Here is a 14,718-nt window from a genome sequence, read left to right as displayed (position 1 = left end):
AAACCCCGGAACACACACCGGGGCTACAGCCTTTTTCAAGTTTTAGAGGATTTAACATGAGCAACGTCGACCACGCCGAAATCGCCAAATTCGAAGCCCTGGCCCATCGCTGGTGGGATCGTGAAAGCGAATTCAAACCGCTGCACGACATCAACCCGCTGCGCGTCAACTGGATCGACGAGCGGGTCAATCTGGCCGGCAAGAAAGTCCTCGACGTCGGTTGTGGCGGCGGCATCCTCAGTGAAGCCATGGCCCAGCATGGCGCCACCGTGATGGGCATCGACATGGGCGAAGCGCCGCTGGCGGTCGCGCAACTGCATCAGCTGGAATCCGGCGTCAACGTCGAATACCGCCAGATCACTGCCGAAGACCTCGCAGAAGAAATGCCTGAGCAGTTCGACGTGGTGACCTGCCTTGAAATGCTTGAGCACGTACCGGATCCATCCTCGGTGATCCGTGCCTGCTTCCGCATGGTCAAACCGGGCGGCCAGGTGTTCTTCTCGACCATCAACCGCAACCCGAAGGCGTACCTGTTCGCGATCGTCGGCGCTGAATACCTCATGAAGTTGCTGCCGCGCGGCACTCACGATTTCAAGAAATTCATTCGCCCGTCCGAGCTCGGCGCCTGGAGCCGCATGGCCGGTCTGACCGTCAAAGACATCATCGGACTGACCTACAACCCGCTGACCAAGCACTACAAACTGGCCAGCGACGTTGACGTCAACTACATGATCCAGACCCTGCGCGAGGAGTAAGCCGATGGCCATCAGAGCGGTTCTCTTCGACATGGACGGCACCCTGCTCGACACGGCGCCGGACTTCATCGCCATCTGCCAGGCAATGCGCGCCGATCGCGGCCTGCCGCCGATCAACGACAAGCACATTCGCGACGAGATTTCCGGCGGCGCCAAAGCCATGGTCGCGGTGACGTTCTCGATGGATCCGGAATCGCCGGGCTTCGAGGAATTGCGCCTTGAGTTCCTTGAGCGCTATCTGGTCGGCTGCGCCGTACACAGCAAGCTGTTCGACGGCATGGGCGAATTGCTCGCCGACATCGAAAAGGCCAACCTGATCTGGGGCGTGGTGACCAACAAGCCGCTGCGCTTTGCCGAGCCGATCATGCAGCAGTTGGGGCTGGCCGAACGTTCGGCGCTACTGATCTGCCCGGATCACGTGAAAAACAGCAAGCCGGATCCAGAGCCATTGATCCTCGCGTGCAAGATGCTTGATCTGGATCCATCGACGGTTCTGTTTGTAGGCGATGATCTGCGCGATATCGAATCGGGGCGCGACGCCGGTACGAAAACCGCGGCGGTGACGTTTGGCTATATCCATCCAGACGACAACCCGCGGCATTGGGGCGCGGACGTGGTGGTGGATCATCCGTCGGAGTTGCGCAAGGTGCTCGATAGCGCGCTCTGCAGTTGCTGATCAAGGTCAAAAGATCGCAGCCTGCGGCAGCTCCTACAGATATTTACTGTCCTGTAGGAGCTGCCGCAGGCTGCGATCTTTTAGCTATTAATGGATTGTGAGGTTTTTATGTTTGATTACTCCGCTCGTCCCGAATTGCTCAAGGATCGGGTCATTCTGGTCACCGGTGCCGGTCGTGGCATTGGCGCGGCTGCGGCGAAAACCTACGCCGCTCACGGCGCGACCGTGTTGCTGCTGGGCAAGACCGAAGCCAATCTGACGCAGGTCTACGACGAGATCGAAGCGGCGGGCCATCCGCAGCCGGCGGTGATTCCGTTCAACCTCGAAACCGCCCTGCCCCATCAGTACGATGAACTGGCAGCGATGATCGAAGCTGAATTCGGCCACCTCGACGGCCTGCTGCACAACGCCTCGATCATCGGCCCGCGCACGCCGATCGAGCAGTTGTCCGGCGAGAATTTCATGCGCGTCATGCAGATCAACGTCAATGCCATGTTCATGCTGACCAGCACCCTGCTGCCGCTGCTCAAGCTGTCGCAGGATGCTTCTGTTGTCTTTACCTCCAGCAGCGTCGGTCGTAAGGGCCGCGCCTATTGGGGCGCTTATGGCGTGTCGAAGTTTGCCACCGAAGGTTTGATGCAAACCCTCGCCGACGAAGTTGAAACCGTGGCGCCGGTGCGCTCCAACAGCATCAACCCCGGCGCCACTCGCACCAGCATGCGTGCTCAGGCATATCCGGGGGAAAATCCGCTGAACAACCCGACGCCAGAGGAGATCATGCCGGTCTATCTGTATCTGATGGGCCCGGACAGCACCGGCATCAACGGCCAGGCTTTCAACGCTCAGTAGTGCCATACGTCGGCTTTGTTGCCGCGGCGGATTCCCGTCGCGGCCAACATTTGCCGCTCGCGGCCGTCACAATTTAGTCAATTATCCAGCGCGAATTTTCCCTGCAAGCTCGCAAGCCATTGAATAAAAACGGTTTTAACAAATATGAACCGAATGGCACGACTTTCGCTCTAATTTTCCTCAAAGCAAGCCGCGTGAAGGCAATGGGGCGAGGCCGATTTCGATAGCTTACTAATCGTCATCAGGCAGACTAAACTTACGCCAAACGTCCTACGGGACTGATGGATCAGTATGACGCGCAGCCCATAGCCGCTCTCACCCAGCCTGTAAGACAGACTTACTGCTAAGGGTTCACGCCATATGAAATCACCCTCCCAGACCAATGCAATTGACTTCGACAGCGCCAAATTGCAACGCCTGGGCTTCGGTCAACTGCCTCCCTTGCTGGAGCGACCGACCAGTCTTGCGCAGCTGCGCCAGCAACTGAGCCTGCAACTGCAAACCAGTCTTGAACCGCAACGTATCCTCGGGCTGTTTTTCCGTGAGGTTCAACGCATCGTGCCGCTGGACGCCTTGAGTTACGTGCATCAGGGCAGCGATCTGCGGCTGGAGTTCGGCGCTCGCGGTCACCATTCGGTCAGCTACAGCTTGAGCCACGAAGGCGAGCACATGGGCGAACTGGTGTTCCGCCGCAATCAGCGTTTCAACGAACAGGATCAGGGCAACCTCGAATCACTGCTGTCGTCGCTGCTGTACCCGATGCGCAACGCCCTGCTCTACCGCGCCGCGACGCAAAGTGCTCTGCGTGATCCGCTGACCGGCGCCGGCAACCGCATTGCCATGGAGCAGACCCTGCAACGCGAGATCGACATGTCGCGCCGGCACGGGCAGCCACTGTCTGTGTTGATGCTGGATATCGACCACTTCAAACGCGTCAACGACAGCCATGGGCACAGCGCCGGTGATGACGTGCTCAAAGCCGTGGCGGCGTCGATCAAGGGTCAGTTGCGCAACGTCGACATGGTCTTTCGCTATGGCGGTGAAGAGTTTTTGATTCTGCTGTCGAACACCAGCCGCGAGGCGGCGGCGATGGTTGGCGAGCGACTGCGTTATGCGGCGCAGGCTGCCGAGTATTACGCGGATGGCCAGTTGATCGAGTTGACGGTGAGTCTGGGCTGCTCGACGCTGCTGCCGGGGGAATCGGCGGAGAGCCTGTTGCGCCGCGCGGACAGTGCGCTGTATGTGGCCAAGCGCGAAGGTCGTAACCGTTTGGCAATGGCGGGTTAAGCCCTCCCATACACCACAAAACAACTGTGGGAGCGGGCTTGCTCGCGAAGGCATAGTGTCAGTCAGCAAATCAGTTGACTGACACACCGCTTTCGCGAGCAAGCCCGCTCCCACATTTTTTATTGCGTAACTACAGCCCTGCGCTCACGGCTTACAAGCAAACGCTCGGACGTCTCCAGTTGCATGCACCGTTCGAGGAACAGGTACATATAGTCGTAGCTCTTGCACACCGCCTGACGCAGCTCGGTCTGCAAGGCCTTGCTTGGGTTCATCCCCGCCAAAGTGCAGATGATCTCCAGCGCTTCCCATGGATGCGCATCATCGTACTGCGCATGCATCTTCAGCCACTTCATCGCGCGCTTGCGATCCTCTTCCGGGAACGCGGCGGCGTAGACGCCCGTGGAGCACACCACCGCCGACCACTCACCCGTTGCGCCTTCAATTGCATAGTTAGTGGCGGCAATGGCCACGATCAGCGAATCGGCGGAACTGGTGTGCCAGCACCAATGACTCAAGGCATGCAATTCCGGCGGCACTTGTTGTGCTTGCAGGTCTTCGAGACTGACACCGTGCGCGCGACTCCAGTGCACCCAATAATCGGCGTGGTTGAGTTCAACGCGGATATTGCGCATCAACCAGCGCCGCGCCATGTCTTCACCCGGATGCCGGGCAAACTTGGTTTTGGTCAGGTTCTGCGCCATGTACAACGCGAACTGCTCAACTACCGGCCAGCCCCCGACAAGGTACTGACGCATGGTTTTTGCGCTGAGCTTGTTATCACGCATGCGCAGATACAACTCATGTTCGACAACCCGGCGCTTGCTCTCGCTGCAATCCTCAATGAGCTGTTGTGCCCAGGCAGGATAACTTGCAGCTTCCATGAGTGGTCCGGTTCGGTTGAATGTGTCGATCACTGTTCGGCTCCTTTTGATTTGTGATTATAAGGATCGGCAAGAGATTTCAACGGAACGTGCCAGGCGCTTTGAATAACAGCGGCTGCGGTCTGGCGGGCCGACTTTGCAAACTGTCACAGGTAAACAATTGCGGACGCTCAATAATGTAACCCTGAGCGTAATCAACTCCGATCTCAAGCAATGCCTGCTCGATCTGGGTTGTTTCAACAAATTCGGCAATTGTCTGCTTACCCATGACATGCCCGATGTGATTGATCACTTCGACCATTGCGCGGTTAATCGGGTCGTCCAGCATATCCTTTACGAAACTCCCGTCGATCTTCAGGAAGTCTACAGGTAAATGTTTCAAGTAAGCGAATGAAGACATTCCGGCACAAAAGTCATCCAGCGAAAAGTAACAACCTAAGCCTTTGAGTTCATTAATAAAACGTATTGCACTGCCTAAATTTGAAATAGCACTGGTTTCTGTAATTTCAAAACAAATCATTTCAGGCGGGATGGCATAGTTAACAAACTGTTCCCGCAGGAAGTGCAAAAACGCGTCATCTCCTATAGTAATGCCTGACAGATTAATCGCACACATCGCCAACGGGCCTTCATGTTCTTCTGCAATACATTGAGCAATAACCTTAAATACGTTTTGCACAACCCAACGATCTAACTGACTCATCAATCCATAACGTTCAGCGGCCGGAATGAAACTGTCCGGAAGAATCATCCGGCCGGATTCATCATGCAGGCGCAGCAAAATTTCGATGTGCGCGCGGCCATCCTGAATGCCGCCCAGCGGGGCGATTTCCTGGGCGTACAGGCAGAAACGGTTTTCCTCCAGTGCCATGTGCAAGCGTTGCACCCAGGCCATCTCGCCGAAGCGCAGGGACAGCTCGGAATCGTCGGCGTGATAGACCTGCACCCGATTGCGGCCCTTTTCCTTGGCCATGTAGCAGGCCATGTCGGCTGCGCGCAGCGACGCTTCGAGGGTGGTCGGCGTCTGACCGACATGCACCAGGCCGATACTGACGGTGGTCAGAAATGGACGGCCCTTCCACACGAAATGCAGGTTCTGCACGGTCTGGCGCAGGCTGTCGGCAATCTTCTCCGCTGCCTCCAGCGCGCAGTTCTCCAGCAAGATCCCGAACTCATCACCACCCAGCCGCGCCAGGGTGTCGCCCTCGCGCAGGCCTGATTGCAGCAACGCGCAGATATGCCGCAACAACTCATCGCCCGCCGCGTGACCGCAGGTGTCGTTGACCAGTTTGAACTGGTCAAGATCGAGGAACATCAGCGCATGTCGCCCGCCCTGCCGCGAGAGATTGTGCAGGGCTTGCTCCAGGCGATATTCGAACTCGCGGCGGTTGGCCAGCCCGGTCAGCGCATCGTGGGTCGCCTGCCACGACAGATTGGCGATGTATTGCCGCTCCTGGGTCATGTCGTGCAACACCAGCACCGTGCCGCTGACTTTGCCGGCATTACGGATTGGCGCGCCGACCAGCGTCACCGACACCGTGCTGCCGTCGAGTCGCTGAATCAGTTTGGAGTGTTCGCTGCCCCCGCTGAGCTGGCCGCTGAGAATATGTTCGATCAGCGTCAGCCCTTCGGCCTGCGCGTTGTCATCGAGCAAATTGAACAATGCCGCCAACGGCAAGCCGGCAGCCTGCTCGGCTTTCCAGTGGGTCAGTGCCTCGGCAGCCGGGTTCATATAGTCGATAGCGCCGTCGACATCCGTTGTGATCACGCCGTCGCCAATCGAATGCAGCGTGACATGCGCACGATCTTTTTCCAGTTGCAGGGCTTCGGCAAACGCGTGGCGTTGTTTGAGCAACTTGCGTGTGCGCAACAGCGCCAGCACGATCAACCCCAGCGCGGTGGCGAGGTTGGTGAACAGCAACAGCCGCAGAATCACCCGCGAACCTTCACCCAAAGCATCACTGAACGCTTTGGCCGCCGGCGTCACGCCGTCGTTGATATCAAAAATCTGCGCTTTCCAGAGGCGAACATCCGCATCGGACGCGGTGTTCTCGGTGATGCTGTGGTGCATCTCGCGAGCCACGTTATCCAGCTCCACCAGATAGGCATCGCCCACCTTCCAGCGGTCGATCGCCCTTTCCAGATAACTGAAATGACGAAAATTGAGGTACAGCCAGATCAGGCTGGAGACGTCATCCGGGTGGTTGCCACCCTTGAGAATGCCTTCACGCGCCGATTCCAGATCCGGCGGCTGACGATCCAGGGCCACGCGCAACTGATGACCGCCCTGCGGCACGGCAATGGCATCCTGATACTTGAGGAAGATCGCCTCGTCACGACTGTCGGCGTACAGGTTGAGGTAATAAATGGCGTCTTTCTGACCTTTCGACCACAGGCTCTCGCCCGCCACGTAACCACGCACGGCCGACAGGACATAAAGACTCACACCGCCCAATAACGCCTGAAACAACACGACGGCAATGAAAGGCCAGACGATGCCCAACAAACGTGGCGTTCCGAGCGTCCGCTTTTGCTTCATGGGATCCCTTGTATGGCTGCCTGATCATCCCTTCCGATCAGACCACCTTCCTAGACTAGGAGGCGTTTGGGCTCACGGCAAGCGGCATGGATGCCGATAACTCAGTGGCGCTGCAAATGCCCGTAGAGCTTGGCGTACAAACCACCATCGGCGATCAGTTGTTGATGATCGCCGTCTTCAGCCACTTGCCCGCCATCGAACACCAACACGCGATCGGCCTGCTTCACCGCTGACAAACGGTGGGCAATGATCAGCGTGGTGCGACCGTTGAGAAAACGCGCCATGGCCTGATGCAGGTTGTATTCGGTGGCGGCATCGAGGGCCGAGGTGGCTTCGTCGAGGATCACCACTTTTGGTTCGGCGAGGATCATCCGCGCAATTGCCAAACGTTGGCGCTGACCACCAGAGAGGCGCACGCCGGAGCGGCCGACGATGCTGTCGAGGCCATCGGGCAAGGCGCGGATGGTTGCTTCGAGCTGGGCGATTTCCAGCGCCTGCCAACAGGCTTCGTCGTCGCGCGTGCGACCCATGGTCAGGTTGGCGCGCACGGTATCGTTGAACAGCGCCGGGTGTTGCAACACCACCGCGACGTTCTCGCGAACGGTGTCGAGGCCGATTTCCTGCTGGGTCGAACCGCCGAAACGAATGGTGCCGGACAGCGGCGTGTACAACCCGAGCAGCAATTGCACGAGAGTACTTTTGCCGCCGCCACTGGCACCAACGATGGCGACTTTCTCACCGGGGGCAATCGACAGATCGAGCTGATCGAGCACCAGTTCATCGCCGTAACCGAAGCTCAACCCTTGCACCTGAATACCGACGGTGTCGCGGCCCTTGAACGGATCGACGCCGCCGGGATATTGCGGCTCGTCGGCCCGCGCCAGCAGCTCGTTGATGCGCGTCAGCGCGCCACCCGCCGCGTAATAGGCGTATTGCAGATTGAGCAGTTGTTCGACCGGGCCGATCATGAACCACAGGTAACTGAACACCGCGAGCATCTGACCGATCGACAGGTCGGAGAACAGCACGGTGAGCATCGCCGCCGCACGGAAAATATCGATACCGAACTGAAACAACAAACCACTGGCGCGGTTCGAGGCGTCAGTTTTCCATTGCGAGTTGACCGCGTAATTGCGCACTTCCTGCGCGCGCAAGCCGAGCCTGCCGAGGAAAAACCCCTGCCGGTTGCCGGCGCGAATTTCCTGAATCGCATCGAGGGTTTCGCTCAGCGCCTGAGTGAAGCGCGCGGTGCTGTCGTTCTCGAGTTTCTTCAGGTGTTTGACGCGTTTGCCCAACTGCACCGTGGCGTAAATCACCAGCGGGTTGAACAGCAAAATCAGCAGCGCCAGCTTCCAGTGCATCCACATGAGGATGCTCGCGGTGCCGACCAGGGTCAGCATCGCCACGAGAAAACGGCTGAGGGTTTCGCCGACGAATTTGTCGAGGGTATCGAGATCGGTGACCAGGTGCGTGGTCACCGTGCCGCTGCCCAGACTTTCGTATTCGCCGAGGGAAATCCGTTTGAGGCGCTCGATCAGGCGCACGCGGATGCGGTAAACGATGTCCTTGGCCAGTCGCGCAAACAGCCGCGACTGCAACACACCAAAACACAGCGAGCTGCAACGCAGCGTCAGCGTCACCACCAGCATCAGGCCGATGTAGCCTGCCGCTTGCTGCCACATGCTGGGCAACACATGGTTCATGACTTTCAGCGCAGCATCGCCGTGGCCGAGCAGCACTTCGTCGACGAGCAACGGCAGCAGCAGCGGAATCGGCACGCTGCACAGCGTCGCCAGAACAGCCACGCCGTTAGCGATCCACAGGGATTTTTTGTGTGTGAGAGCCAATCGCCGGACTTCTGCCCAGCTTAGCCGGTCGACACGCTTTACGGCTGGCGTGTCATCGGCCGGATCATGCACAGGCAGCGCGCTCCAGCCAGCGGCCGAGCAACGGCGACAGTTCGCTGAGCGGTTGATAGCCATTGGTCAGCAGCGCCAGTTGACCGTTACGCTCGGCGAGCAAGGTCGGGAACCCGGCGATGCCGAGATCCTGCACCCAATTGAAATCGGCCAACGTGGCTTCGTGCTGATCGGCACGGTCGAACAGCGCAGCGAATTCGATACGCGGCACGCCGGCCTGCTCGGCCAGTTCCACCAGCACGCTGGCTTGGGTGACATCACGACCTTCGGCGTAGAAGGCCTGCTGGATCAGTCCGACCAGTGTCCACGCGCAATCCGGCGCCAGGCTGCGCGCGGTGACGATCGCGCGACAGGCCGGCTCTGTGTCGTAAACAAAACCGTCGGGCAACGCGCCGTCGAATCTGAACGGCTGGCCAGTAGCTTCGGTGACCGCTTGCCAGTGCTCAAGAATGTAGCGCCGCGTGGTCGGCTCCAACGCCGAGCCGCTGCCGGTGCGCAAACCGCCGACCACCAGATGCAGCTCGACCCCGGCTGCCTGCGCCTGCTCCACCAATGCCTTGGCCACTGGAGCAAAACCCCAGCACCACGAACACATCGGGTCCATCACATAGAGCAGGCGTGCAGACATGATTAAGCCTCGGTGGATGCTTGCTTATAGTTGTAGCCGATCGGGTGCGGCTGGTTGCGCGCCTTGGCCAGTTCGATCTGCTTCTGTCGATCGATGGCGCTGCGGCGGGTCTTCTCGCTCAGCTTGTCCCAGCAATGCGGGCAACTGATGCCGGCGACGTAATGCTCGCTGGCGCGATCTTCAACGCTGACCGGTGTGCGGCAGGCATGACATTGATCGTAGTCGCCTTCGCTGAGGTCGTGGCGCACGGTCACGCGGTTGTCGAACACGAAGCAGTCACCCTGCCACTTGGTTTCTTCCTGCGGCACCTCTTCGAGGTACTTCAGAATGCCACCCTTGAGGTGGTAAACCTCTTCGTAGCCCTCGCTGAGCATGTAGCTCGAGGCTTTCTCGCAGCGAATACCGCCGGTGCAGAACATCGCGACTTTCTTGTGCACGGCCGGGTTGAAGTGTTCTTTGATGTAGTCAGGGAATTCGCGAAAACTGGTGGTTTTCGGATCAATGGCGCCTTCGAAGGTGCCGATCGACACTTCGTAATCATTGCGCGTATCGATCAACAGCACTTCAGGGTCGCTGATCAACGCGTTCCAGTCTTGCGGATCAACGTAGGTGCCGACCTTTTTGTTCGGATCGACGCCTTCGACACCGAGGGTGACGATCTCTTTCTTCAGTTTGACTTTGGTGCGATAGAACGGCTGCTCGTCGCAGTACGACTCTTTGTGATCGATGTCGATCATGCGTGGGTCGTTCTTGAGCCAGGCGAGCAGGCCGTCGATGCCTTCGCGAGTGCCGGACACCGTGCCGTTGATGCCTTCTTCGGCGATCAGCAGGGTGCCTTTGATCTGGTTGTCGACCATCGCTTGCAGCAGGGGCTCGCGCAGGTTGACGTAATCTTCGAGGGTGACGAACTTATACAGTGCCGCCACGACAATCGGTTGTGTCATGGGTATTTCTCCAGGTGGCTACCCTCGCAAAGGGTGAACCGGATTCAAAAAAAAACGCGCCGGGTGAGCGGCGCGTTGCGGATTCTAGCAAAAACACGATGTGTTTTGGATGTACTGAGCTTTCTGTGACAACACAAAACCTGTGGCGAGGGGATTTATCCCCGATGGGCTGCGAAGCGGCCCCAAACCCTGAGAATGCGGTCTTTCAGGGAGATTGGGTTCTGTGGCTTTTGGGGCTGCTTCGCAACCCAACGGGGATAAATCCCCTCGCCACAAAAATCCAGCCACATCCAAAATCAGTGTTTGCTTCCGCCGGCACAGGTCGGCGACGCCGGGGCGGCGCCGGTCTCTGCCCATTCCTGCGGGGTGTAGGTGTGCAGCGCCAACGCATGGAACTCGCCCATCAGCTCGCCGAGCGTGCCGTAGACTTTCTGGTGGCGCTTGACCCGGTTCAGGCCTTCGAACTGCGCGCTGACCACCACTGCCTTGAAGTGGGTCTGTAACCCGCGACTGTGCATGTGGCTTTCATCCAGCACTTGCAGATGCTCAGGCTGTAACAGGCCCAGCGTAGATTCGATGCGTTGTTGCATGCTCATCACGAACTCCGCTTACGGCTTTTTCTTGGCCGGAGCAGCGCCTTTCGGGGCCAGCTCGTTGGTCATGTCTTCCAGCAGCTTGTTGACTACCGGTACCGCGCTTTCCAGTTTGGCCTGGGTCATCTGGGCCGATTGCTGAGTCAGCTGCGGCATTTTTTCCAGGACTTTTTTACCCAGTGGCGACTGGTAGAACGCGACCAGGTCTTTCAGCTCGGATTCGCTGAAGTTGGTGGTGTACAGCTTGACCATGTCCGGCTTCAGCTTGTTCCAGCCAATGGCCTGATCCAGCGCGGCGTTGGCCTTGGCCTGGTAGGTTTCCAGCACGGCTTTTTTAGCTTCGGGGGCTTTGGTCTGCTCAAAGCGCTGAGCGAACATTTGCTGCACTTGCATGTACACCGGAGTGCCCAGTTTGTCAGCGTGGGCCAGTGTCAGGAAAGCTTCGGCACTGGCGTTGTGGCTGGCGGTATCGGCAAGCACCTGGCCGCTGGCGCAAACCAGTGCAACCGCGGTACAGATGGCACGAAGACGAGTCATCGAGTTTCCTTTTAAGCAAAGCGAGGTAAAACCCCAAGGGCGACCATTCTGCGCCTAAAAATCGCTGCGGCTCAACCCCCCAAGCCTTGCCGCGCTTGATTGGCGGGGTTTTACCGGTCAACAATCGATTCGATGGAACCACCCGGGCCGAACCCGGCCTAAACTGCGCAAACAGACCAACAGGAGTGTGCACGATGAGCCGTATCGAAACCGACAGCCTGGGCCAGATTGACGTCCCGGACGATGCTTACTGGGGGGCTCAGACGCAACGCTCGCTGATCAACTTCGCCATCGGTCAGGAACGCATGCCGCTGCCGGTACTGCACGCCCTGGCCCTGATCAAGAAAGCCGCGGCACGGGTCAACGACCGCAACGGCGACCTGCCCGCCGACATCGCCCGCCTGATCGAACAGGCCGTTGACGAAGTCCTCGACGGCCAGCATGACGACCAGTTTCCGCTCGTCGTTTGGCAGACCGGTAGCGGTACCCAGAGCAACATGAACGTCAACGAGGTGATCGCCGGTCGCGCCAACGAACTGGCCGGCAATCCGCGCGGCGGCAAAACCCCGGTGCACCCGAACGACCACGTCAACCGCTCGCAAAGCTCCAACGACTGTTTCCCCACTGCCATGAGCATCGCCACTGCGCAAGCCGTGCAGGAACAACTGCTGCCGGCGATTGCTGAGCTGTCCGGAGGCCTCGCCGAACTCGCCGCGCGCCATATGAAACTGGTGAAAACCGGGCGCACGCACATGATGGACGCGACGCCGATCACCTTCGGTCAGGAATTGTCCGGTTTTATCGCGCAACTGGATTACGCCGAACGGGCGATCCGTGCCGCGCTGCCAGCGGTGTGTGAACTGGCACAGGGCGGTACCGCCGTCGGCACCGGGCTGAACTCGCCGCACGGTTTCGGTGAAGCGATTGCCGCCGAACTGGCGGCGCTGTCGGGTCTGCCATTCGTCACCGCGCCGAACAAGTTCGCCGCCCTCGCCGGCCACGAACCGCTGACCAGCCTCTCCGGTGCGCTGAAAACCCTCGCCGTGGCGCTGATGAAAATCGCCAACGACTTGCGTCTGCTTGGCTCCGGCCCGCGCGCAGGTTTTGCCGAAGTGCGCCTTCCGGCCAACGAGCCGGGTAGCTCGATCATGCCGGGCAAGGTTAACCCGACCCAATGCGAAGCGCTGTCGATGCTCGCCTGTCAGGTGCTGGGCAACGACGTGACGATCGGCATCGCCGCCAGTCAGGGCCACTTGCAGTTGAACGTGTACAAACCGGTGATCATCCACAATCTGCTGCAATCGATCCGCCTGCTCGGCGACGGCTGCAGCAACTTCCAGCAGCACTGCATTGCCGGGCTGGAGCCGGATGCGGAAGTCATGGCGCGGCATCTGGAGCGTGGGTTGATGCTGGTGACGGCGCTGAATCCGCACATTGGTTATGACAAGTCGGCAGAGATCGCAAAGAAGGCTTACAGCGAGGGGCTGACGTTGCGTGAGGCGGCGTTGGCGTTGGGCTATCTGACCGATGAAGAGTTTGATGCGTGGGTGCGGCCGGAGAATATGATTGAGGCTGGGGCCAAGGGCTGAGGTTTGTAGCGCCTGCCAGTCCGTCTTCGCGAGCAAGCCCGCTCCCACAGTTGACCGCATTCTCATGTTGGAAATGCGGTCAACTGTGGGAGCGGGCTTGCTCGCGAAGAACGATGACGCGGTCAGCCTGCAGCCATTTTCATCCGCCGCGCCTTGAGCCCGGCAATCAACGACGGCCCCAACGCCACCAGCGCCGAGCCCAACACCACCAACACCGCCCCGCCATACCCAAGCCCATTGATCTGCTCGGCATGCACGTACTCCGGCCAGATCCCTGCCGCAATCGCCACCGCGCCAAACGTCACCAACGGCGTAATCGCCAGCGTCGCACTGACCCGCGACGCCTCCCAGTGCGCCAGCGCTTCGGCAAACGCGCCATAGGCAATCAACGTATTCATGCAGCACGCCAGCAGCAACCAACCCTGCAACGGGCTCAACTCCAGCGCTTCGAGCGGGTGCACCCACGGCGTCAGCAACAACGCGCAGAACAGGTAAATCACCATCATCACCTGCAACGAATTCCACACCGTCAGCAATTGCTTCTGACCCAGCGCGTAAAACGTCCACACCGTCGACGCCAGCAGCACCAGCAGCACCCCGGCGGTGTAATCCGACAGTGAGGTCAGCAACTCCGCCAGACGCTGATTAAAGAACAGCACAAAACCGACCAGCAGCACCAACAACCCAATGCCCTGGCCAATGCTGAAACGCTCCTTGAACACAAACAGACTGGCGATCAGCAACATGATCGGCCCCATCTGCACCACCAATTGCGCTGTGCCGGGGCTGAGCAGATTAAGGCCCATCAGATAGAGCACGTAGTTGCCGACCAGACCAAGCACCGCCATCAGCACCAGCCAGCCACCCTTGGGCCCCAGCACTTTGCGGCTCGGCAGGCGTTTGACCGCGGCCAGATAAATGAACAGGCAACTGCCGGACACCATCAAGCGAAACCAGGTCACCGTGACCGGATCCATCACCAGCAACACCTGTTTGAGTTTGATCGGCAGAATGCCCCACAGAAACGCGGTCAGCAGTGCCAGGAACAAGCCGTAAACCCAGCGACCGGATGAAATGTGCATGCGAACCCCAAAAGCCTGCTGACGAGTGCGCTCATTCTAGGCTTGCCGCCGGGCGCGACACAGGGACAGTTGGGGCCAGGACGTGAATGAAACTGTGCAGGTCGCAGCATTAAATTGACGCGCTGCCGTTGATCGGCTGGCCGCGCGGGTTAAGTGCTTCAGGCATAAGCTGATTGGATCCCGTCCAGCGCCTCAGCCAAGGAGACCGATCATGTTAGGCATGCGCGCCCAAGACAACGCCCCCGCCACGCACTTTCGCAGCGACCGCGTGTGCCGGGTCAATGGTGAACTGTATTTCAGCACTCGGGAAAACACCCTTGAGGGGCCGTTTGAGAGTGCCGAGCAGATTGAGAAGGAAATTCAGGCTTATATTGCGCGGATGCAGGGGCTGGATTCCAGCCGTTAGGCCTTGGCGCTGCCTTCGCGAGCAAGCCCGCTC

General features: G+C 59.1%; 14 protein-coding genes. 6 read left to right on the top strand and 8 right to left on the bottom strand.

Going from position 1 to position 14,718, the window contains the following annotated elements:
- Positions 1-56 precede the first annotated feature (56 nt).
- The 4 genes from ubiG (at position 57) to ACZZ0D_RS04840 (ending at position 3,567) form a co-directional block, all read left to right on the top strand.
- Positions 57-755 (top strand): bifunctional 2-polyprenyl-6-hydroxyphenol methylase/3-demethylubiquinol 3-O-methyltransferase UbiG, encoded by a 699-nt coding sequence (gene ubiG / locus ACZZ0D_RS04855; protein WP_463552571.1) that lies wholly within the window; start codon positions 57-59, stop codon positions 753-755.
- 4 nt (positions 756-759) lie between these two features.
- On the top strand, positions 760-1,431 hold the full coding sequence (gene mupP / locus ACZZ0D_RS04850) for an N-acetylmuramic acid 6-phosphate phosphatase MupP (protein ID WP_038364376.1): 672 nt from the start codon (positions 760-762) through the stop codon (positions 1,429-1,431).
- Positions 1,432-1,539: 108 nt separating this feature from the next.
- Positions 1,540-2,280 carry a YciK family oxidoreductase gene (locus ACZZ0D_RS04845; RefSeq protein WP_400753361.1) on the top strand — a complete coding sequence of 247 codons (741 nt, stop codon included), beginning with the start codon at positions 1,540-1,542 and terminating at the stop codon, positions 2,278-2,280.
- Between the two features lie 360 nt (positions 2,281-2,640).
- Entirely contained in the window at positions 2,641-3,567 is a 927-nt protein-coding gene (locus ACZZ0D_RS04840) for a GGDEF domain-containing protein (RefSeq protein ID WP_463552570.1), read from the top strand.
- A gap of 119 nt (positions 3,568-3,686) precedes the next feature.
- On the opposite strand, the gene ACZZ0D_RS04835 is transcribed toward ACZZ0D_RS04840, so the two are convergent.
- The 7 genes from ACZZ0D_RS04835 to ACZZ0D_RS04805 all read right to left on the bottom strand — a co-directional run bounded on the left by ACZZ0D_RS04835 (position 3,687) and on the right by ACZZ0D_RS04805 (position 11,608).
- Positions 3,687-4,448, bottom strand: coding sequence for a TenA family transcriptional regulator (locus ACZZ0D_RS04835; RefSeq protein WP_218959131.1), 762 nt, complete (start codon positions 4,446-4,448; stop codon positions 3,687-3,689).
- A gap of 79 nt (positions 4,449-4,527) precedes the next feature.
- A complete protein-coding gene (locus ACZZ0D_RS04830; RefSeq protein WP_463552569.1) occupies positions 4,528-6,987 on the bottom strand; it encodes an EAL domain-containing protein in 2,460 nt (819 codons plus the stop codon).
- Positions 6,988-7,088: 101 nt separating this feature from the next.
- On the bottom strand, positions 7,089-8,906 hold the full coding sequence (locus ACZZ0D_RS04825; protein ID WP_400649829.1) for an ABC transporter ATP-binding protein: 1,818 nt from the start codon (positions 8,904-8,906) through the stop codon (positions 7,089-7,091).
- Complete coding sequence (locus ACZZ0D_RS04820; RefSeq protein WP_172680145.1) at positions 8,899-9,501, bottom strand: DsbA family protein; 603 nt, start codon at positions 9,499-9,501, stop codon at positions 8,899-8,901. The genes ACZZ0D_RS04825 and ACZZ0D_RS04820 overlap by 8 nt, the downstream gene beginning before the upstream one ends.
- Positions 9,502-9,536: 35 nt before the next feature.
- A complete protein-coding gene (gene trhO / locus ACZZ0D_RS04815; RefSeq protein WP_053122483.1) occupies positions 9,537-10,478 on the bottom strand; it encodes an oxygen-dependent tRNA uridine(34) hydroxylase TrhO in 942 nt (313 codons plus the stop codon).
- Positions 10,479-10,774: 296 nt separating this feature from the next.
- Positions 10,775-11,074, bottom strand: a complete 300-nt coding sequence (locus ACZZ0D_RS04810) for a BolA family protein (RefSeq protein ID WP_008079766.1) — start codon at positions 11,072-11,074, stop codon at positions 10,775-10,777.
- 12 nt (positions 11,075-11,086) lie between these two features.
- A complete protein-coding gene (locus tag ACZZ0D_RS04805; protein ID WP_053122485.1) occupies positions 11,087-11,608 on the bottom strand; it encodes a DUF2059 domain-containing protein in 522 nt (173 codons plus the stop codon).
- 194 nt (positions 11,609-11,802) lie between these two features.
- Here ACZZ0D_RS04805 and ACZZ0D_RS04800 point away from each other — a divergent pair, with 194 nt between their 5' ends.
- Positions 11,803-13,197: a class II fumarate hydratase gene (locus tag ACZZ0D_RS04800; RefSeq protein ID WP_463552568.1), complete on the top strand. Its 1,395-nt coding sequence runs from the start codon at positions 11,803-11,805 to the stop codon at positions 13,195-13,197.
- A gap of 122 nt (positions 13,198-13,319) precedes the next feature.
- Here the strand turns inward: ACZZ0D_RS04800 and ACZZ0D_RS04795 are convergent, their stop codons facing one another.
- Positions 13,320-14,279 (bottom strand): DMT family transporter, encoded by a 960-nt coding sequence (locus tag ACZZ0D_RS04795; RefSeq protein ID WP_463552567.1) that lies wholly within the window; start codon positions 14,277-14,279, stop codon positions 13,320-13,322.
- A gap of 211 nt (positions 14,280-14,490) precedes the next feature.
- Between ACZZ0D_RS04795 and ACZZ0D_RS04790 the strand changes: the two genes are divergently transcribed.
- Entirely contained in the window at positions 14,491-14,685 is a 195-nt protein-coding gene (locus ACZZ0D_RS04790) for a DUF6316 family protein (RefSeq protein WP_212543757.1), read from the top strand.
- Positions 14,686-14,718: the final 33 nt, after the last annotated feature.

The organism is Pseudomonas sp. AC193 (assembly GCF_979258075.1).
Note: the sequence above shows the minus strand (reverse complement) of the source record. Positions and strands in the feature narration are given on the sequence as shown.